This is a genomic window from Glutamicibacter sp. V16R2B1 (assembly GCF_005774635.1).
In the GTDB taxonomy this organism is placed as follows: Bacteria; Actinomycetota; Actinomycetes; order Actinomycetales; family Micrococcaceae; genus Glutamicibacter; species Glutamicibacter creatinolyticus.
In genome coordinates this window covers 69,926-89,072 of sequence record NZ_VATX01000001.1, presented here as the reverse complement: position 1 = coordinate 89,072, position 19,147 = coordinate 69,926, and the positions used below count along the sequence as shown (strand labels likewise).

General features: G+C 67.5%; 16 protein-coding genes, 1 tRNA gene and 1 pseudogene. 2 read left to right on the top strand and 16 right to left on the bottom strand.

Going from position 1 to position 19,147, the window contains the following annotated elements; all coding sequences use genetic code 11:
* Nucleotides 1-59 precede the first annotated feature (59 nt).
* The 13 genes from FDN03_RS00390 to argS form a co-directional block, all read right to left on the bottom strand.
* Entirely contained in the window at nt 60-269 is a 210-nt protein-coding gene (locus FDN03_RS00390; RefSeq protein ID WP_054821307.1) for an ATP synthase subunit C, read from the bottom strand.
* Between the two features lie 100 nt (nt 270-369).
* A complete protein-coding gene (gene atpB, locus FDN03_RS00385; protein ID WP_054821306.1) occupies nt 370-1,182 on the bottom strand; it encodes a F0F1 ATP synthase subunit A in 813 nt (270 codons plus the stop codon).
* A 268-nt stretch (nt 1,183-1,450) separates the two neighbouring features.
* Nucleotides 1,451-1,891 carry a hypothetical protein gene (locus tag FDN03_RS00380; RefSeq protein ID WP_138173014.1) on the bottom strand — a complete coding sequence of 147 codons (441 nt, stop codon included), beginning with the start codon at nt 1,889-1,891 and terminating at the stop codon, nt 1,451-1,453.
* 155 nt (nt 1,892-2,046) lie between these two features.
* Nucleotides 2,047-3,168, bottom strand: a complete 1,122-nt coding sequence (locus FDN03_RS00375) for an MraY family glycosyltransferase (RefSeq protein ID WP_054821304.1) — start codon at nt 3,166-3,168, stop codon at nt 2,047-2,049.
* A complete protein-coding gene (locus FDN03_RS00370; RefSeq protein ID WP_342773590.1) occupies nt 3,165-3,854 on the bottom strand; it encodes an L-threonylcarbamoyladenylate synthase in 690 nt (229 codons plus the stop codon). Before FDN03_RS00370 ends, FDN03_RS00375 begins: the two co-directional genes overlap by 4 nt.
* Nucleotides 3,855-3,868: 14 nt before the next feature.
* Nucleotides 3,869-4,726, bottom strand: a complete 858-nt coding sequence (gene prmC, locus FDN03_RS00365; protein ID WP_138173010.1) for a peptide chain release factor N(5)-glutamine methyltransferase — start codon at nt 4,724-4,726, stop codon at nt 3,869-3,871.
* A 4-nt stretch (nt 4,727-4,730) separates the two neighbouring features.
* On the bottom strand, nt 4,731-5,807 hold the full coding sequence (gene prfA, locus FDN03_RS00360) for a peptide chain release factor 1 (RefSeq protein ID WP_138173008.1): 1,077 nt from the start codon (nt 5,805-5,807) through the stop codon (nt 4,731-4,733).
* Between the two features lie 143 nt (nt 5,808-5,950).
* Nucleotides 5,951-8,407, bottom strand: coding sequence for a transcription termination factor Rho (gene rho, locus FDN03_RS00355; RefSeq protein WP_138173006.1), 2,457 nt, complete (start codon nt 8,405-8,407; stop codon nt 5,951-5,953).
* Between the two features lie 345 nt (nt 8,408-8,752).
* Nucleotides 8,753-9,685, bottom strand: coding sequence for a homoserine kinase (thrB, locus tag FDN03_RS00350; RefSeq protein ID WP_138173004.1), 933 nt, complete (start codon nt 9,683-9,685; stop codon nt 8,753-8,755).
* A 131-nt stretch (nt 9,686-9,816) separates the two neighbouring features.
* Nucleotides 9,817-10,917, bottom strand: coding sequence for a threonine synthase (gene thrC, locus FDN03_RS00345; RefSeq protein WP_138173002.1), 1,101 nt, complete (start codon nt 10,915-10,917; stop codon nt 9,817-9,819).
* Between the two features lies 1 nt (nt 10,918).
* Nucleotides 10,919-12,187, bottom strand: coding sequence for a homoserine dehydrogenase (locus FDN03_RS00340; protein WP_246049866.1), 1,269 nt, complete (start codon nt 12,185-12,187; stop codon nt 10,919-10,921).
* Between the two features lie 72 nt (nt 12,188-12,259).
* On the bottom strand, nt 12,260-13,681 hold the full coding sequence (gene lysA, locus FDN03_RS00335; protein ID WP_138172998.1) for a diaminopimelate decarboxylase: 1,422 nt from the start codon (nt 13,679-13,681) through the stop codon (nt 12,260-12,262).
* A 2-nt stretch (nt 13,682-13,683) separates the two neighbouring features.
* Nucleotides 13,684-15,330 (bottom strand): arginine--tRNA ligase, encoded by a 1,647-nt coding sequence (gene argS, locus FDN03_RS00330; RefSeq protein WP_138172996.1) that lies wholly within the window; start codon nt 15,328-15,330, stop codon nt 13,684-13,686.
* 159 nt (nt 15,331-15,489) lie between these two features.
* Here argS and FDN03_RS00325 point away from each other — a divergent pair.
* Together FDN03_RS00325 and FDN03_RS16680 are read left to right on the top strand one after the other, a co-directional pair.
* Nucleotides 15,490-15,565, top strand: a tRNA-Arg gene (locus FDN03_RS00325).
* A 225-nt stretch (nt 15,566-15,790) separates the two neighbouring features.
* Nucleotides 15,791-15,913: pseudogene (locus FDN03_RS16680) on the top strand (sugar O-acetyltransferase); the annotation flags it as partial.
* A gap of 94 nt (nt 15,914-16,007) precedes the next feature.
* Here the strand turns inward: FDN03_RS16680 and FDN03_RS00315 are convergent.
* From FDN03_RS00315 to FDN03_RS00305, 3 genes are all read right to left on the bottom strand, one after another.
* Nucleotides 16,008-16,799 carry an ABC transporter ATP-binding protein gene (locus FDN03_RS00315; protein ID WP_138172994.1) on the bottom strand — a complete coding sequence of 264 codons (792 nt, stop codon included), beginning with the start codon at nt 16,797-16,799 and terminating at the stop codon, nt 16,008-16,010.
* Nucleotides 16,792-17,721, bottom strand: coding sequence for an ABC transporter permease (locus FDN03_RS00310; RefSeq protein ID WP_138172992.1), 930 nt, complete (start codon nt 17,719-17,721; stop codon nt 16,792-16,794). The genes FDN03_RS00315 and FDN03_RS00310 overlap by 8 nt, the downstream gene beginning before the upstream one ends.
* Before the next feature lie 93 nt (nt 17,722-17,814).
* Nucleotides 17,815-18,813, bottom strand: a complete 999-nt coding sequence (locus tag FDN03_RS00305; protein ID WP_138172990.1) for an ABC transporter substrate-binding protein — start codon at nt 18,811-18,813, stop codon at nt 17,815-17,817.
* Nucleotides 18,814-19,147: the final 334 nt, after the last annotated feature.

Here is a 19,147-nt window from a genome sequence, read left to right as displayed (position 1 = left end):
GTTTCCGCTTGTGTATGGGCCCCGCGATAGTGGCAGGGCCACTACAAATCGCGGAAAGACTAGGCGCCGATTACGAAAGCGAAAACCAGGCCCAGGATGGCCAGTGCTTCAGTCAGCGCGAAGCCGAGCAGGGCGATCGGCTGCAGGATGCGCTGGGCTTCCGGCTGGCGGGCCACACCGTTGATGTAGGCGGCGAAGATCAGACCCACGCCGATTGCCGAACCGATAGCAGCCAGGCCGTAGCCGATCATATTCAAGGAGCCGTGCATTTGTTTATTCCTTTCAAGATACCGAGTTGGTCATCGGTAGGTTGTGAGGTATTCCCTTGGGAGCGAGGGAAAATCTGTTTTTGATTCTAGAAGTAATGACCTAGTGCGCGTCAGCTTCGATGGCGCCCTGGACGTAGATCGCGGTCAGCAGGGCGAACACGAATGCCTGCAGGGCCATGATCAGCAGTTCAAGGAAGTACATCGCAACCGAACCCAGGATCACCGCAACGCCCAGGCCGCTGTAGGCCAGGCCTTCCTGGACGGTGATCAGGTAACGGGCACCGGAAGCAGCCAGCATCACAATGATGTGTCCTGCCAACATCGTCGCCATCAGACGCAGCGAGTGCGTCAGCGGACGGACGATGAAGTTCGAAATGATCTCCAGCGGAATCATCAGCGGCAGGATCCAACCGGGGACCCCCGCCGGGGTTACGGCCAGCTTGAAGTAGCGCAGGCCGTGGTTCTTCAGGCCCACCCCGATCCAGGTGCCGTAGATGATGATGGCCATCGCGTATGCAGAACCGGCGTGTGAGAACGACGGGAGCTGCAGGAACGGGATCGCGCCGAAGAGGTTGTTCAGCAAGATGAAGAAGAACGTTGCAAAGAGCAACGGGGTCCAGGGACGGAAGTTCTTCTCGCCGATGATGTCGCGGCTGATGCCGTTGCGCACGAAAGCGTAGCCGCTCTCGGCCAGGTACTGCATCTTGCCGGGAACCAGCTTCGGATTCCTGATGGCTGCGGTGAAGAACCAGGTGATGAGGATGATCGACAGCACGATCATGATCATCTGCTTGCCGACACCGGTGCCGTACTCAGCAAACCAGGGGAAAATATCTGGCAGGTGGGTATCGGACACGGTTGGCGGGACGAATCCGCCCTCATTTGAGGCCATTGGGAGCGCAAACGCGATCAACGCGCTGTCCTCTCTGCAGTAGCGGTCACGGGCAAAGGCGGTGACTGGCGTAACTGCCTCTCACCGTGTAGAAAAAGATCGATCGGGTACGCAGGTCGGCATCGAAAACACTCGCGCATCGACGCTGACGCGATCATGCCTCCCGGTCACCCGGAAGCGCAAAATTTTGTCGGCTACCGCAGTTGCTGCGGCCACCTCGAAAATGACCCGAAGACAGCCTATCAAACTCACAGCTTTTCAATGACATTTGCGGCCACTGATCACTGCGTTAGGACTCGTTGTAAATCGGCATCCGGGCCTTGGAGAAGGCCCGGATTTCCCCGACCTGCCAGGCCACCAAAACGATGGCCGCGGCAAGCACGAATCCCTGTCGGTTGGCCCAGCCGGGCAACCCCAGGTTCAACAGCACGAACGCCAACCCGAAGACCTTGATCGCGAAGACCGCCAGGAATGCGGGCATGGCCCAGTTCCTGCGGATCCGCCCGGCCAGCTCGGCCACGAGCAGACCCGTGGCGAAGAAACCGATCACCAGCGCGGCAGCCAGCATCCCCGAGAGCGCATACCACCAGTCGGCCACGAGCCATGAAATCAGGAAAAAGGCCGCGGTGCCGATCAGCGCATACACCAGGGAACTGACCAACACCGGCATCCAGATGGAGTCGGGGGCCTTGGATGCCGGGACGCGGCCGGAGCCTGGAGTCTGGGGCATTCAAAGTCCTTAGCTTGCAAAGTCTTGAGCGTGGACTTCCGCGGGATTGCTTCCGCCGAAGAACGTGCCGTGCAAAACTGTCTATTCGCCGCTGACCCGAAGGCCGACCGCGAACGATCCAGAGTAAATTCTACACGAGATAGAATGCTTCTCCGTCACCGATGACGAAGTCTTTCAGTTAGCGAAGCGTAACGCTTGGAGACCAGCGGCCACCAGGTCAGCAACCCGGCGCCGATCAGCAGCAGGGCGAACAGCGGGATCATCACCTGCAGCGGGATGAAGGCGATCAGCACCACACCGGCGGCCACCAGCAGCGCCCACAGGTAGAGCAGCAGCACGCTCTTGCGCACCGAGTGGCCCTGGGCCAGCATCCGGTGGTGGATGTGCATCGAGTCCGGGGCGAAGGGAGAGCGCCGCTTGGACAGGCGCCGGATCACCGAGAGCAGCAGGTCCAGGGCCGGGAAGAAGATGATCACCAGCGGCAGTGCCATGGGCATGTAGGCCGGCACGTTGCGGAAGCGGTAGGCCTCAAGGCCCTGCACGTCGCCGGTGACCACCACGGTGGACACCGACAGGATCAGCCCCAGCGCCAGCACCCCGGTCTCCCCCATGAAGATGTTCGCCGGGTTGAAGTTGTGCGGCAAAAAGCCCAGGCACGCCCCGAGCAGGATGGCGCACAGCAGCGCCGCCAGGTTCGCGTAGTCCGCGGCGCTCACGTGGGTGGCCAGCACGTAGGAGTAGAGGAAGAAGGTCGCCGCGCCGATCGCGGTCAGCCCCGCGGCGAGCCCGTCCAGCCCGTCGGAGAAGTTGATGGCGTTCATCGTCAACACGATCAGCCCGATGGTCACCAGGTACTGCATGACCGGGGAATCAATGGACCAGGTGCCCACCGGCAGCGCCTTGATCACGATCCCGCTTTGGGCGATGATCGCCCCGATCCCCAGCTGCCCGATGAACTTCACGTACCACTTCAGGTCGTAGAGGTCATCGGCGATCCCCAGCACCACGATCACCACCAGGGCGAAGACGATGCCCATGATCGGTGAATCGTTGCGGAAGATTGCGTCGAAGAACTCCAGCCGGCTGGCCACCCAGAGCCCGGCCAGCAGCGCCCCGATCATCGCCAGTCCCCCGAACTTTACGATCGGGTTGCTGTGCTGGTCGCGGTCGCGCAGCTTCTGGGAGGAGACGAAGCGTGCCCCGAAGCTGCGCACCACGGGGGTGAGCAGGTAGGAGGTGACGAAGCTGAAGGCGATCAGCAGGACGTACTGTCTCATGCGTCCTGGCTCGGTGCGCTCTCACCCAGGCCGAGGACCTCCGGGACCACCTCGCGCAGCGCCTGCAGGGAAATCGCGCCCTGGCGCACCACGAAGAGGTGCTCCCCGGTGGCATCCACAATGGTGGAGGGTTGTGCCTCGCCGAGCAGGCCGCGCTGGCCGCCGTCGAGGTACACGTCCACGCTGGCGCCCAGCTGCGCTTCGGCCTCATCACAGGTGGTGGCGGCCGGCTGTCCGGTGCGGTTGGCGGAGGAGACCGCCAGCGGCCCGGTGTGCCCCAGCAGTTCCAGGGCGTCCGCGTCGTCGGGCACCCGCAGCCCCACGGTGCCCTTGGTCTCCCCCAGGTCCCAGGTCAGTGACGGCTGGGCTTGGAGGATCAGGGTGAGGGCGCCGGGCCAGAATGCCTCGGCCAACGCCCGGGCGGCGGGCGGCACGTCGATGGCCAGCCCGTCCATGGTTCCGATCTGGGAGATCAGCACCGGAGGCGGCATGGTGCGGGCCCGCCCCTTGGCGGCCAGCAGCATCGCCACGCCCTGGGCGCTGAACGCGTCCGCGCCGATCCCGTAGACGGTGTCGGTGGGCAGTACGATGCAGCGCTGGGCCTGCAGGGCCTGGCGGGCGGCGGCCAGGCCCTCCTCGCGCTGCGTGTCCTCGCTGATGTCGAATCGTGAACTCACGGTGCCCATTCTTTCATGGTTGGTTATTTTTCCGGTGCCACGCCACTGGTGGCGCGCGGCCGTCCGTTCAGGTCACGGTGCCCGGTGACCTCGGTGAACCCGGTGGCGCGCAGCATGCTGGCGGCGGTGGCGGCCTGCACCTCGGCGTGTTCCATCACGAACAATCCGCCCGGGCGCAGCAGCGTCAGCGCCTGGGCGCTGACCGCCCGCGGCACCTGCAACCCGTCCTCCCCCAGCCCGTACAGGGCCATCTGCGGGTCGTGTTCGCGCACTTCCTGCTCGCGCGGCACGGCGCTGGGTGGGATGTAGGGCGGGTTGCTGACCACGGCGTCGATGCCACCTTCCGGGAGCAGCCCGGCCGGCAGGTTTCCGGCATCCGCGTGCAGCACGCTGATGCCCAGCGGTTCGCAGTTCTGCCGGGTGTAGCCGATCGCCTGGTCGGAGAGCTCCACGGCCCAGACCCGGGGTGCGGACAGTTCGGTGGCCAGCGCCGCGGCGATCGCCCCGGAACCGGAACACAGATCCACAAGGCGGGCGCCTTGTTGCTCGCCGATGAAGTCCAGGGCCAGCTGCACCACGGACTCGGTTTCCGGGCGCGGGATGAACACCCCGGGCCCGACCTTCAGCTGCAGGTGGCGGAAGTAGGCGGTGCCGGTCAGGTGCTGCAGCGGGATGCGCCGGGCGCGCCGGGCGACCAGCTCCTGGTAGGCCTGGTGCTGCGCGGGCTGCAGTTCACGGCCCAGCAGCACCCCCAGCTGCACGTCCGAGCGGCTGGCCCCGATCACGTGGGCCAGCAGCAGCTCGGCGTCCACCTTGGGGCTGGGCACCGCGGCGGCCGCCAGGTCCGCCTCGGCCTGGTTGCGGGCGGCGCTGAACAGCATCCGGCTACTGCTCGCCCAGGTGGGCCAGGCGCTCTTCCTCGTCCATGGTGATGCACGAATCGATCACCGGCCCCAGGTCCCCGTCCATGACCGCGTCCAGGTTGTAGGCCTTGTAGCCGGTGCGGTGGTCGGCGATCCGGTTTTCCGGGAAGTTGTAGGTGCGGATGCGCTCGGAGCGGTCCATGGTGCGCACCTGGGAGGCGCGCTGGGCGGAGTTCTCCGCGTCCAGCTGCTCCTGCTGGTGGGCCAGCAGGCGCGAGCGCAGCACGCGCATGGCCGCCTCACGGTTCTGGATCTGGGACTTCTCGTTCTGCATGGCCACCACGATGCCGGTGGGCAGGTGGGTGATGCGCACGGCCGAGTCGGTGGTGTTCACGCTCTGCCCGCCGGGGCCGGAGGAACGGTACACGTCGATCTTCAGGTCGTTCTGGTGGATGTCGATTTCCTCGGGCTCATCGACTTCCGGGAACACCAGCACGCCGGCGGCGGAGGTGTGGATGCGGCCCTGGGATTCGGTGACCGGCACGCGCTGCACGCGGTGCACCCCGCCCTCGAACTTCAGGTGCGCGTACACGCCCTCGGCCGGGTCGTTCGAGCTGCCCTTGATCGCCACCTGGGCGTCCTTGTAGCCGCCCAGGTCGGACTCGTTGTAGGAGATCATTTCGACCTTCCAGCCCTTGTGCTCGGCAAAGCGGGTGTACATGCGCAGCAGGTCGGCGGCGAACAGGGCCGCCTCGTCCCCGCCTTCCCCGCCCTTGACCTCAAGGATCACGTTGCGCGAGTCGTTTTCGTCGCGCGGGATCAGCAGCCGGCGCAGCTTCTCCTCCAGTTCGGGCAGCGCGGCGGTCAGCTCCTCGACCTCGGCGGCGAAGTCCGGGTCCTCATCGGCCATTTCCTTGGCTGCCTCCAGGTCCTCGCTCGCCTGCTTCCAGCGGTTGTAGGCCTCCACGATGCCATTGAGCTGTGCGGAACGGCGCCCGAGCTTGCGGGCCCGGGCCTGGTCGGCGTACACGGCGGGATCGGACAGCTGCGCCTGGATCTCGGCGTGCTCCTCCAGCAGGGTCTTGACGGATTCGAACATGGTGGCAGAACTTCTTTCGATGCGTGGATCGGTGGCGCGCTGGCGGGCAGCGGGCCTTCACAAGAGATTGTAGGGGCAAAGCACCGGTGGCGTCCGGGCGACGGGTTGACCGTGCGCCCTGGACGCCACCGGGGAAAAGCGCGCTAGTTGTGCTGCGGCGTGGTCTTGTTGACCAGCATCAGGAACTCCGCGTTGGATTCGGTGTCCCGGATCTTCTTGGTCAGCAGCTCCAGCGCCTGCTGGGTGTCCAGCCCGGCCAGCATGCGGCGCAGGCGCCACATGATGCGCACCTCGTCGCCGGAGAGCAGCGACTCCTCGCGGCGGGTGGAGGACGCGTTGACGTCCACCGCCGGGAAGATGCGCTTCTCGGCCAGCTGGCGTGAAAGGCGCAGCTCCATGTTGCCGGTGCCCTTGAACTCCTCGAAGATCACTTCATCCATCTTCGACCCGGTTTCCACCAGGGCAGTGGCCAGGATGGTCAGCGAGCCGCCGTTTTCGATGTTGCGCGCGGCGCCGAAGAAGCGCTTGGGCGGGTAGAGGGCGGCGGAGTCCACACCACCGGAGAGGATGCGGCCCGAGGCCGGGGCGGCCAGGTTGTAGGCGCGGCCCAGGCGGGTCATCGAGTCCAGCAGCACGACCACGTCCATGCCCATCTCCACCAGGCGCTTGGCGCGCTCGATGGCCAGTTCGGCCACGGTGGTGTGGTCATCGGCCGGGCGATCGAAGGTCGAGGCGATGACCTCGCCCTTCACCGTGCGCTGCATGTCGGTGACTTCCTCGGGACGTTCGTCCACGAGCACCATCATCAGGTGCACTTCCGGGTTGTTGGTGGTGATCGCCTGCGCGATGGACTGCAGGATCAGGGTCTTGCCGGCCTTGGGCGGGGAGACGATCAGGCCACGCTGGCCCTTGCCGATCGGGGCGACCAGGTCGATCACGCGCGGACCGATCTGCTTGGCCCCGGTTTCCAGGCGCAGGCGCTCGGTCGGGTACAGCGGCACGAGCTTGTTGAACTCGACGCGCTCCTTGTTGTCTTCCGGCTTCTTGCCGTTCACGGACGTCAGCTGCACCAGGGCGTTGAACTTCTGGCGCGGGTTGGGGGTCTCGCCCTCGCGCGGCTGGCGGATCGCGCCAACAATCGCGTCGCCCTTGCGCAGGTTGTACTTCTTGACCTGGCCCAGGGTGACGTACACGTCGTTCGGGCCGGGCAGGTAGCCCGAGGTGCGCACGAACGCGTAGTTCTCCAGCACGTCCAGGATGCCGGCGATCGGCAGCAGGACGTCGTCCTCGCTCAGCTGCGGCTCGTCGTTGTCCCCGCGGCGGTTGCGGCGGTTGCGGTCCTGGTTGCGCTCATTGCGGTCCCGGTTGCGCTCATTGCGGTCGCGGTTGCGTTCGCGGCGGTTGCGGCCCCGCTCGTTGCGATCATTGCGGTCGTTGCGGTCCCCGCGGTCGTTGCGATCGTTTCGGTCCGAACGCTCGTGGCGCTCACCGCGCTCCTGGCCTTCCTCGCCCTCGGAGCTATCGTCCTGGGAGGAGTCCTGCTGGTCGCGGCGGTTGCGGCCCCGCTCGTTGCGATCATTACGTTCATTGCGCTCCGAACGGTCCTGGCGCTCACCGCGCTCCTGGCCTTCCTCGCCCTCGGAGCTATCGTCCTGGGAGGAGTCCTGCTGGTCGCGGCGGTTGCGGCCCCGGCCATTGCGGTCATTACGTTCATTGCGCTCATTGCGCTCCGAACGGTCCTGGCGCTCACCGCGCTCCTGGCCTTCCTCGCCCTCGGAGCTATCGTCCTGGGAGGAGTCCTGCTGGTCGCGGCGGTTTCGGCCCCGGCCATTGCGGTCGTTGCGGTCATTGCGGTCCGCGCGCTCGGAACGGTCCTGGCGCTCACCGCGCTCCTGGCCCTCGTCGCTGGCCTCGCTGCCCTGCTCGGCGTCCTGGCTGGCATCGCGGCGGTTGCGCGAACGGGTGTTGCGTCCGCGGCCGCGCTCCTCGCGCTGGGTCGAGTCCTTCTCGGCGTCCTGGGTTTCGCCCTTCTCCCCGCCCTCGGCCTTGGCCGGGGTTTCGGAGGTCTCGGCCGGAGCCTGGGCCTTGGATGAGGCGCGGCGGGTGTTCTTCTTGCGCGGCTCGCCTTCCTCGGCCTTGGCCTCGCCCTGCGGCTCGGGCTGGGCCGCGGTGTCCTGTGCCGGGGCGTCGGCGGTCTCGGAGACCTTGCCCGAGTCGGTGACCCGGCGGGAGCCGCGGCGGGTGGCCGGCTTCTTCTCGGCCGGGGCCTCGGCGCTCTCGGCGGCGGCCTCGGCATCGGCGGCGGGCTTGGTGCTGCGGCGGGCGCGGGTGGCCTTTGCCAGCTGCTGCGCGGCCTCATCGGTCCCGGTCTCGGGGGCCGACTTCGCCGACTCCTTGGCTTCGCGGTCGGCGACCGCGCCGCCGCGCTGGTGCGAGCTGATCGCGGCAACAAGTTCGGCCTTGCGCATGCGCGAACCGCCGGTAATGCCCAACTGGGAGGCCAGCTGCTGCAGCTGAACCATCTTCAGGGATGCCAGTCCGGCGCTCTTGGTGGAAGTCTGGTTGTCCACGCCTTCGGTGAGGCTCGTGGTTTCGGTCACGAATGTTCCTTCTGACTGGTAGGGCGGGTCGGTCTCACCGACCCACTGTGCCTAAATCCGGTGCAGCGCCCCAGACGGGGCCATCTGCTGCACCTGTCAGTCGCGTCACCTTGGCGATGAAACTTTTAAGGTGGGGCGCGATTGATATGGAAAGAGAGATATCACCTCGGCACCAAATGCGGGCGCGCTGGGGGATATCAAACTCGGTTGCCGTAAGACAGCAGTAAAGAAACCGGAATGTTTGCGCGAAAACCGCCAGATCGTGCTTCTGGCGTCCTCCGCAACACGGTGGCCACAGGGTCTTCCCTTGGTGAAGGTGTCTAAACTCCCGGCCTGCTATGAGTGCTACAGCACCTCTACTGTAACACCCGTTGACGCAATGGCGGGAATTTCGCAACGCCAGGAGCCGGTGGATGTGGCATTAAACGCCTCGATCAGCTGTGCGGCCTGCCCCAGCTGGGTGTTGTCGGCCACCAGCACCAGCACGGTCGGACCGGCCCCGGAGATCACCGCGGCGAGCCCCTCCCCGCGCAGCCGGGCCAGCAGCGCGCTGCTTTCGGGCATCGCCTCGGCCCGGTAGTGCTGGTGCAGGAAGTCCTCGGTGCCGGCCAGCAGCTGGGCCGGGTCGGTGGCCAGGGCGTGCACCAGCAGGGCGGCGCGCGCCGAGTTCGCGGCGGCCACCGCGTGCGGGACGGCCTGGGGCAGCACCCCGCGGGCCACCTCGGTGGACAGCCCGGCGTCGGGCACCGCCAGGACCGCGCGCACCGAGCAGTGCACCGGCACCCGGTGCGCGGTGAAGCTGCCCTCGGGGTTGGTCAGCGAGATCGACAGCCCGCCGTAGACGGCCGGGGCCACGTTGTCCGGGTGCCCCTCCCACGCGGCCGCGGCCTGGAACACCGCCTCGGTGCCCCCGCGCAGCTCGACCGGCAGCAGGGCGTCGGCGGCGGCGTAGGCGGCGACGATCGCCGCGGCGGAGGACCCCATCCCGCGGGCGTGCGGGATCCGGTTGACCGCCTCCAGTTCGATTCCCACCGGTTGCGCGCCGCGCGCCTCCCAATATTCGCGGATCTTGCGCACGATCAGGTGGGATTCGTCGCGCGGCAGCTGCCCGGCGCCCTCCCCGGCCAGGGTGACCCGGGTGTGCTTGGCGGTGCGCACCCGCAGTTCGTCACGGAACTCCAGGGCCAGGCCAAAGGAGTCGAAGCCGGGGCCGAGGTTCGCGGAGGTGGCCGGTGGGGCCACGCGCAGGTGCTGGCCCAGGGCGATCGGTGCTGTCATGTGTCCTGCCAGGTCAATGAGCACCACAGGCCGCCGGGGGGCCGACGGCCTGCGGGACTGCAGATGGGTGGGTGCGGGTGGTGCCCGCAGGGGTTGGCGCGGGGCGCGGTGCCCGCGGGCGGCGTGCCGGGCTAGGCCAGGCCCAGGGTCGCGGCGACCTCGACCACGTCGTAGCCGACCTTGGTGGGGGCCACGCCGGAGCCGTCCTGGTTCTTCAGTGCCCAGTCCGGGTCCTTCAGCCCGTGCCCGGTCACCGTGATCACGATGCTCTTGCCGGTCGGGGCGTTGCCGGCCGCGTGGTGCTTGAGCAGCCCGGCCACCCCGGCGGCGGAGGCCGGTTCGACGAACACGCCCTCCCGGGAGGAGAGCCAGCGGTGCGCGGCCAGGATCTGTTCATCGCTCACCGAGTCGATCAGCCCGCCGGATTCGTCGCGGGCCGCCTCGGCCTGCTGCCAGGAGGCGGGGTTGCCGATGCGGATCGCGGTGGCGATGGTGTCCGGTTCGGTCACCGGGTGGCCCTTGACGATCGGTGCCGCGCCCTCGGCCTGGAAGCCCCACATGATTGGGCGCTTGGTGGCCACCGCCGGCAGCACCTGACCGGCCGGGTTGGTGTACTCGGCCGCGTATTCGGTGTAGCCCTTCCAGTACGCGGTGATGTTTCCGGCGTTGCCCACCGGCAGCAGGTGGTAGTCCGGGGCGTCGCCCAGGAAGTCCACGACCTCAAAGGCGCCGGTCTTCTGCCCCTCGATGCGCGCCGGGTTCACCGAATTGACCAGGAACACCGGGTAGTTTTCGCTCAGCTTGCGGGCCACGTCCAGGCAGTTGTCGAAGTTGCCGTTCACCTGCAGGATCTGCGCCCCGTGGGCGACGGCCTGGGAGAGCTTGCCCATGGCGATCTTCCCGTCGGGCACCAGCACCGCGCACTTCAGCCCGGCCTGGGTGGCGTAGGCGGCGGCGGAGGCCGAGGTGTTGCCGGTGGAGGCGCACACCACGGCCTTCGCCCCGGCGGCAACGGCGGCGGTGATCGCCATGGTCATCCCGCGGTCCTTGAAGGAGCCGGTGGGGTTCATCCCCTCCACCTTCAGGTACACCTGGTTGCCGGTGTGCTCGCTCAGGGCCGGGGCGTGCACCAGCGGGGTGCCGCCCTCGCCCAGGGTGATCACCCGGGTCGCTTCGGTCACCGGCAGGCGGTCGGCGTATTCGCGGATCACTCCGCGCCACTGATGGGCCACGTTAGTTTCCTTCAACTCTCAAAACGGATGTTACGGATGCCACGGTGTCCAGCGCCCCCAGGGCCTGGACGGTGGAGCTCAGCGCCGCCTCGGCGCCCCGGTGGGTGAGGATGCGCAGGTGCGCGCTGCCGTCGTCGGCGGCGGACTGGTTCATCGCCTCGATCGAGACCCCGTGCTCGGCGAACACGGTGGCGATCCTGGCCAGCATCCCGGGCTGGTCGCTGACCGACAGGCCAATCCAGTAGCGGGTGTCGATGTGCGCGAAGTCCACCAGCGTGGCGGGGCTGGTGTGCGAGCTCAGCGGCAGCGGCCCGCCGGCGGCCAGGCGCCGGGCCACGGAGACCACGTCGCCCATGACGGCGCTGGCGGTGGGCGCTCCCCCGGCCCCGGCGCCGTAGAACATCAGGTCCCCGGCGTTCTCGGCCTCGACGAACACCGCGTTGAACGCCCCGCGCACGCTGGCCAGCGGGTGGCTGCGCTCCAGCAGGGCCGGATGCACGCGGGCGGAGATGCCCGCTGCGGTGCGTTCGGCAATCGCCAGCAACTTGATCACGTAGCCCGAGGCCTTCGCGTCGGCCACGTCCTGCGCGGTGATCTGGGTGATGCCCTGGCAGTGCACCTGGTCCATGGCCACCTCGGTGTGGAAGGCCAGGGAGGCCAGGATCGCGGCCTTGGCCGCCGCATCGTGCCCCTCCACGTCCGCGGTCGGGTCCGCCTCCGCGTAGCCCAGCTGCTGCGCCTCGGCGAGCACGTCGCCAAACGCGGCGCCGGTGGAATCCATGGCGTCCAGGATGAAGTTCGTGGTGCCGTTCACGATGCCCAGCACCTTGGTGATGTGGTCCCCGGCCAGCGAGTCGGCGATCGGGCGCAGGATCGGGATCGCCCCGGCCACCGCGGCCTCGTAGCGCAGCTGCGCGCCGTTCTCGGCGGCCAGCGCGCCCAGCCCGGCCCCCTCGGCGGCGATCAGCGCCTTGTTCCCGGTGATCACCGACGCCCCGCGGCGCAGCGCCCGCTGGATGTAGGTCCCGGCCGGGTCCAGCCCGCCCAGCAGCTCGATGACCACATCGGCCTGGTCGATCAGCGAAGCCGCGTCGGTGGTGAACAGCTCGGCCGGCAGCTGCACGTCGCGCCGGGTCGCGGTGTTGCGCACCGCGATGCCGATCAGTTCCAGCTGCGCACCGCTGCGTGCGGCCAGCTCGGCCGCGTCCTGAAGCAGAATCCGCGCCACCTGGGCGCCGACGGTGCCGCACCCCAGCAGGGCGACCTTCAGGCGCCGGGGGCCGGCGCCGCTGTGTGCAGCGTTCGGGCTGGGCTTGTCGCTCGGGCTGTCCTTAGCGCTCAATTACACTCCCATGTCACGGGCCAACAAATCGGATTCGGTCTCCCTGCGGATGATCAGGCGCGGCGTGCCGTCCTTGATCGCCACCACGGCCGGGCGGGTGAGGTAGTTGTAGTTGCTCGACAGCGCCCAGCAGTACGCCCCGGTGGCCGGCACGGCCAGCAGATCACCGTAGGACACATCCTCGGGCAGGTAGACGTCTCGTACGACTATGTCACCTGACTCGCAGTGTTTCCCAACTACGCGAGAAATAATTGCGTCGCTTTGCGTCACACGGTTGGCCAGCGCCGCGGTGTAGTCCGCGTCGTAGAGCACCGGGCGGGCGTTGTCGCTCATCCCCCCGTTGACCGAGATGTAGCGCCGGGTGGCGGTGCCGCCCTCGGGCAGGTCCACGCTCACGTCCTTGCGCACCCCGGTCTCGTACAGCGTGAAGGTCGAGGGCCCGGCGATCGCCCGGCCCGGCTCGATGGAGATCCGCGGCACCTGGAGCCCCAGTTCCTCCGCCGCCTGGCCGACCACCACGGCCAGCTCATCGGCGATCTGCTGCGGGGTGGAGGGGTCATCGGCCTGGGTGTAGGCGATCCCGTAGCCGCCGCCCAAATCCAGTTCCGGCAGCACCACGTCGTAGCGCGCCTTCGCCTCGGCGATCACCGCCAGCATCGTGCGCGCGGCCACCGCGAAGCCCTCGGCCTCGAAGATCTGCGACCCGATGTGGGCGTGCAGGCCCAGCAGGTTGATCCACTCGTGCTTGGCCGCGTACCCGATCGCGGTCAGCGCCGCGGAGGTGCCCGAGGCGCCGGGCTGGATCGACAGGCCGAACTTCTGGTCCTCGTGGGCGGTGGCAATGTATTCGTGGGTGGAGGCGTGCACCCCGGGGGTCAGGCGCAGCATCACGTTGGCCCTGGTGCCCGAGTTCAGCGCCAGCGCGGCCACCCGCTCCAGCTCGTCGAGCGAATCCACCACGATGCGCCCCACGCCCAGTTCGATGGCCCGGGCGATCTCCCCCACCGACTTGTTGTTCCCGTGCAGCGACAGGTTCTGCGCCGGCACCCCGGCGTGCTGGGCGACCAGCAGTTCCCCGCCGGAGCAGGTGTCCAGGCGCAGGCCCTCCTCGGTCACCCAGCGGGCCACCTCGGTGCACAGGAACGCCTTGCCGGCGTAGTAGACGTCCACCCCGCCGCACAGCCGGTCAAACGCGTTGTCAAAGGCGCGCTTGAACTCGGCCGCACGGGCGCGGAAGTCCTCCTCGTCCAGCACGAACAGCGGGGTGCCGAACTCGCGGGCCAGCTCGGTGACCTTCACCCCCTGCACGGTCAGCTCGCCGTCCGAGTCGCGGCCCACCCCGTGCGGCCATTCGCGCTCACGCAGCTGGTTGACGTCCTGGGGGTAGCCCAGCCATTCGGGGGCCAGTGGGGATTGGCTCATTGCTACATCCTTTCGGGGGCGGTCACGCCCAGCAGGCGCAGGCCGTTGGCCAGCACCGTGGTGGTCGCATCGTTCAGCCACACGCGGGTGGTGTGCACCGGCTCGATCGCGCCGTCGCCGATCGGGGTGACGCGGCAGGCGCCGTACCAGGAGTGGTAGGCCCCGGCCACCTGCTCCAGGTAGCGGGCGATGCGGTGCGGTTCGCGCAGCTGCGCGGCGGAGGCGACCACGGAGGGGAACTGCCCCAGCAGCGCCAGCAGCTCGTTTTCGCTTCGGTGGGTCAGCAGGGAGGCGTCAAAGCCCTGCGCGGTGCGCTCCACGCCCTTTTCCGCGGCGGTGCGCGCCGCGGCGCGGGAGCGGGCGTGGGCGTACTGCACGTAGAACACCGGGTTGTCGTTCGTGTTCTTCTTCAGCTGCTCCGGGTCCAGCGCGATCGGCGAATCGGCCGGGTAGCGGGCCAGCGAGTAGCGCAGCGCGTCGGCGCCCAGCCAGTTGATCAGGTCGCGCAGCTCGATGATGTTCCCGGCGCGCTTGGACAGCTTCGCCCCGTTGACGCTGATCAGCTGCCCGATCAGCACCTCAATGTTCTTCTCCTTGTCGTCGCCCGCGCAGGCGGCGATGGCCTTCAGGCGGTTCACGTACCCGTGGTGGTCGGCGCCCAGCAGGTAGATCTTCTCGATGAACCCGCGGTCCTTCTTGGACAGGTAGTAGGCGGCGTCGGCCGCGAAGTAGGTCGGCTCCCCGTTCGCGCGGATCAGCACGCGGTCCTTGTCGTCCCCGAAGTCGGTGGTGCGCAGCCACACCGCACCGTCCTGGTCGAAGATGTGCCCCTGTTCGCGCAGCCGGGCCACCGCGTCGGCCACCGCCCCGGCCTCATGCAGCTTCGCCTCGGAGAAGAACACGTCGAAGCTGACCCCGAAGTCCTGCAGGGTGGACTTGATGTCGGCCATCTGCGCGGCGTAGGCCAGTTCGCGGATCTGCGGCAGCGCCGCACCCAGTTCGGCCTCGGCCAGTTCCGGGGCCTGGGCCAGCACGACGTCGGCCAGCTCCTTGATGTATTGCCCCGGGTAGCCGCCCTCGGGCACCGGCAGGCCGTGCATCCGGTTGTAGACGCTGGTGGCGAACACGTTCATCTGGTTGCCGGCGTCGTTGATGTAGTACTCGCTGGTCACCTGCGCCCCCGAGGCGCGCAGCACGCGGGCGATCGCATCGCCCAGCGCCGCCCAGCGGGTGTGCCCGATGTGCAGCGGGCCGGTGGGGTTCGCCGAGACGAACTCCATGTTGACCACGTGCCCGGTCAGCGCCTGGTTCTGCCCGTAGGCTTCGCCCGCCTGCACGATGGAGCGGGCCAGCTCCCCGGCGGCGGCCGCATCCAGGGTGATGTTCAAGAAGCCGGGGCCCGCGATGTCCACCGCCCCGATCCCGGGAACCTGGCGCAGCCGCTCGGCCAGGATGGTGGCGAAGTCACGCGGGGCCATGCCGGCCTTCTTGCCCAGCTGCAGGGCAATGTTCGTCGCCCAGTCGCCGTGCTCGCGGCTCTTGGGTCGGTCAACACGCACGGTGTCGGGGATATCGACCGAAATGTCCCCATCGGCGACGGCCTGGGTCAGGCATGCGGATATGGCAGCGGAGAGTTCTTCTGGAGTCACCCTTAAACAATAACGGTTCGGCCACGCTTGGCGCCCGCTCGTGACATGCCCGGACACCGGAAGACCGGTGCCGGGGCTGTTCGGTTGATCACCGCGGGTGTCGATTTGCGCAACCGGTGCCCCAACCTGATAAGCTCAACCCTGTCGCCAACGCGATTCGCCCTCGTAGCTCAGTGGATAGAGCGTCTGTCTCCGGAACAGAAGGCCGAAGGTTCGATTCCTTTCGAGGGCACCAACGGCAAGACCCGCACCAGTTCTGGTGCGGGTCTTGTTTTTTCTTCCCGCCCCCGGTTTCGCACCCAGCCGCGGGCTGAAGCATCCAATGGCGGCAGGCTAACCCGAGAATCGACGCTGCCTTTTGGATCGATGCTGCCCCTAGATTCGAAGGCAGCACAGCCCCGGCCGGATACCAGCTGGCACCGCACCAGCACCGGAAGGGTTGCCCCCATGGACCTGCAGGGTGAGCATCGGGCAGAACGCGGTCATCGCCGCCGGGGCCGTGCTCACCGCCGACGTGCCGGAAAACGCGGTGGCGGCCGGGGTCCCGGCCCGGGTGGTACGCCACCCGCACGAGGATGCCTAGCCTCACGGCTTAACCACCACAGGCCGCGGCCCCGCCCAAGAAAGGGTGGGACCGCGGCCTACGGGGTTGGTGCGGCTAGGGCAGCACGCGCCGGCTACTGCAGCATAGTGCGGTCATCGAGCTGGGCGCCCTTGATCTTCTCGAACTCGCCGAGCAGGTCCTTGACGGTCATCGCCGACTTTTCCTGCTGGTTCAAATCCAGGATGATCTGCCCGTCGTGCATCATGATCAGCCGGGTGCCCAGCTGCAGCGCCTGCTCCATGTTGTGGGTGACCATCAGCGTGGTCAGCCGGTGGCGCTGGACGATGTCGTTGGTCAGCCGGGAGACCAGCGCCGCGCGCTGCGGATCCAGCGCCGCGGTGTGCTCATCGAGCAGCAGGATCTTCGGTTCGGAGAACGTGGCCATCAGCAGGCTCAGCGCCTGGCGCTGCCCGCCGGAAAGCAGGCCCACCTTCGCCTTCAGCCGGTGCTCCAGCCCCAGTTCCAGGCTCGCCAGCTCACGGGCGAACAGTTCGCGCTTCTTCGGGGTCACCCCCAGGCCCAGCCCGCGGAACTTCCCGCGCGCCCAGGCCAGGGACATGTTCTCCTCGATCGTCATGGTCGGGGCGGTGCCGGCCATCGGGTCCTGGAAGACCCGCCCGATGTACCGGGCGCGGGCGAAGTCGGCCATCCGGGTGACGTTCTTCCCGTCGATGCTCACCGTGCCCACATCGGGCTGCAGCTTGCCGGCGACCATGTTCAGCACCGTGGACTTGCCGGCGCCGTTCGAGCCGATCACGGTCACGAACTCCCCGGCGTCCAGGCTCAGGTTGATGTTGCGCAGCGCCTTGCGTTCATTCACGGTACCCGGGAAGAACGTGCGCGACAGGTTGGTGATCTCAAGCATTGGCGCTGACCTCTTCTTCCTTGGAGGATTCGACCATCTGGTCGCGTTCGGGGCGCTTGACGGCCTTGACCAGCTTCTGGAAGCCCTTCCACTTGGGCAGCAGCAGCGCGGCCACCACCAGCACCGCGGAGATCAGCTTCATGTCGTTGACCTCCATGCCGGCGCTGAGCGCCAGCTGGATCACCAGGCGGTAGATCACCGCGCCGAAGACGACGGCCAGCGCCGCCAGCCAGATCCAGCGCTGGGAGAAGATCGCCTGGCCCACGATCACCGAGGCCAGGCCGATCAGGATCAACCCGATGCCCATGCCGATGTCGGCGAAGCCCTGGAACTGGGCGATCAGTGCACCGGAGAGCCCGACCATGCCGTTGGAGAGCGCCAGGCCCAGGATCTTCTGGTTGTCGGTGCTCACCCCGAAGGAGCGGATCATTTCCTCGTTGTCACCCGTGGCGCGCATCGCCATGCCCATCTGGGTGTGCAGGAACCACACCACGATCGCGACCGCGACCAGGCAGCCGGCGAACATCAGCGCCACCGAGGTCCAGGTGCCCAGGATCCCGGCCTGGCGCAGCGGGCTGATCAGGGTGTCCTGCCCCAGCAGCGGCACATTCGCCTTGCCCATGATGCGCAGGTTGATCGAATACAGGGCGATCATCGTGAGGATACCGGCCAGCAGCCCGTCGATCTTGCCCTTGGTGTGCAGCAGGCCGGTGATGACCCCGGCCACGGCCCCGGCCAGGAACGCCAGCGCGGTGGCCAGCAGCGGGTTCATCCCGTTGACGATGCCGATCGAGGCCGTCGCGGCCCCGGTGGTGAATGACCCGTCGACCGTCAGGTCCGGGAAATCCAGGATGCGGAAGGTGAGGTAGACCCCGAGTGCCATCACGGCATATATCAGGCCAAGTTCAACCGCTGTGATCATTTTTGGATCCTTGAGTTATGAGAAGTTGGTGCCCATGACGAAGGCGAGGCAACACCTGCCCTCGCCTCGCCTTCGCCCTGGTTGGTTGCCGGTTTAGTAGACTTCAGCGGCCTTGTCGACCAGTTCCTGCGGGAACTGCATGTCGATCTTCTTCGCCGCCTCTTCGTTCAGGTAGAGGTCCACGTCCTGCAGGGTTTCCACCGGCAGGGTCTTGGCCTCGGCCTCACCCTTGAGCAGCTTCACGGCCATGGCCGCGGTCTGCTCGCCCAGCTTCTCGTAGTTGATGCCGTAGGTGGCGGTCGCGCCGCGCTTGACCGATTCGCCGTCTGCGGCGATGACCGGGACCTTCTTGTTGTTCGCGGTCTGCAGCAGGCCCTCCAGCGCGGAAACCACCGCGTTGTCGGTCGGCACGTAGAAGGCGTCAACGTCCAGCGAGTTCGCCGACTGCTGCACCTCGCTGGAGGCGGAGATCGCCGACTCCTTGATCTCCAGGCCCAGCTTCTGCGCCGCTTCCTTCGCCCACTTCACCTGGACCACGGAGTTCGCCTCACCCGAGGAGTAGACGATGCCCACGGTCTTGGCGTCCGGGGCCAGTTCCTTCAGCAGCGCCAGCTGCTCGTCGACCGGGTTCTTGTCCGAGGTGCCGGTCACGTTCGCGCCCGGTTCCTCATTGGACTGCACCAGCTTGGCATCCACCGGGTCGGTGACCGCGGAGAAGACCACCGGGATGTTGGTGACCGCCTGGGCGGCGGCCTGCGCGGTCGGGGTGGCTACGGCCAGCACCAGGTCCATGTCCGAATCCGAGGCGAACTTGCCCACGATCGAGGTGTTGGTGGCCTGGTCGCCCTGCGCGTTGTTGTCGTCGTACTGGACCTTATCGCCCTCGTAGCCGGCGTCGGCCATGCCCTTCTTGAAGCCGCTGACCACCGCGTCCAGGGACGGGTGCGAGGTAATCTGCGAGATGCCGATCTTGACGGTTTCGCCCTCGGCGGGCGCGTCGCCGCTGCCTCCCCCATTGCTGCCGCAGGCGGTCAGCGCGAGCGCACCGGTTGCCGCCAGCGCGGCGAATTTCATGGCCGTGAAGCGTTTCATCGTCTTCCTTTCGAAGTCCCCTATGCGAGTGAGTGCTCCCCACCACGAGCTGGCACGGGTGGCGCCGGGGTCCGGGACCGCTACCGCCGGCGTCCTTGCCACGTGATGACGATTACCCATGATCTTACATGTGAAAGAACTCACTTTGCCCACGGCTTTACGCCTGTCGTAGACACTTTTTATTCGATGCACCGGATTTCGTCGAACTTTTCCGTCCATTCCCGCTCCCGCTGGCCGATGCGTACATCCGCCCCGGGCGCGGACGGGGCACCCGTGGACGAAATGCATACTTGACTTTGCCGCACTGTGATTTGGCGCAACACCGCGCAGGTCC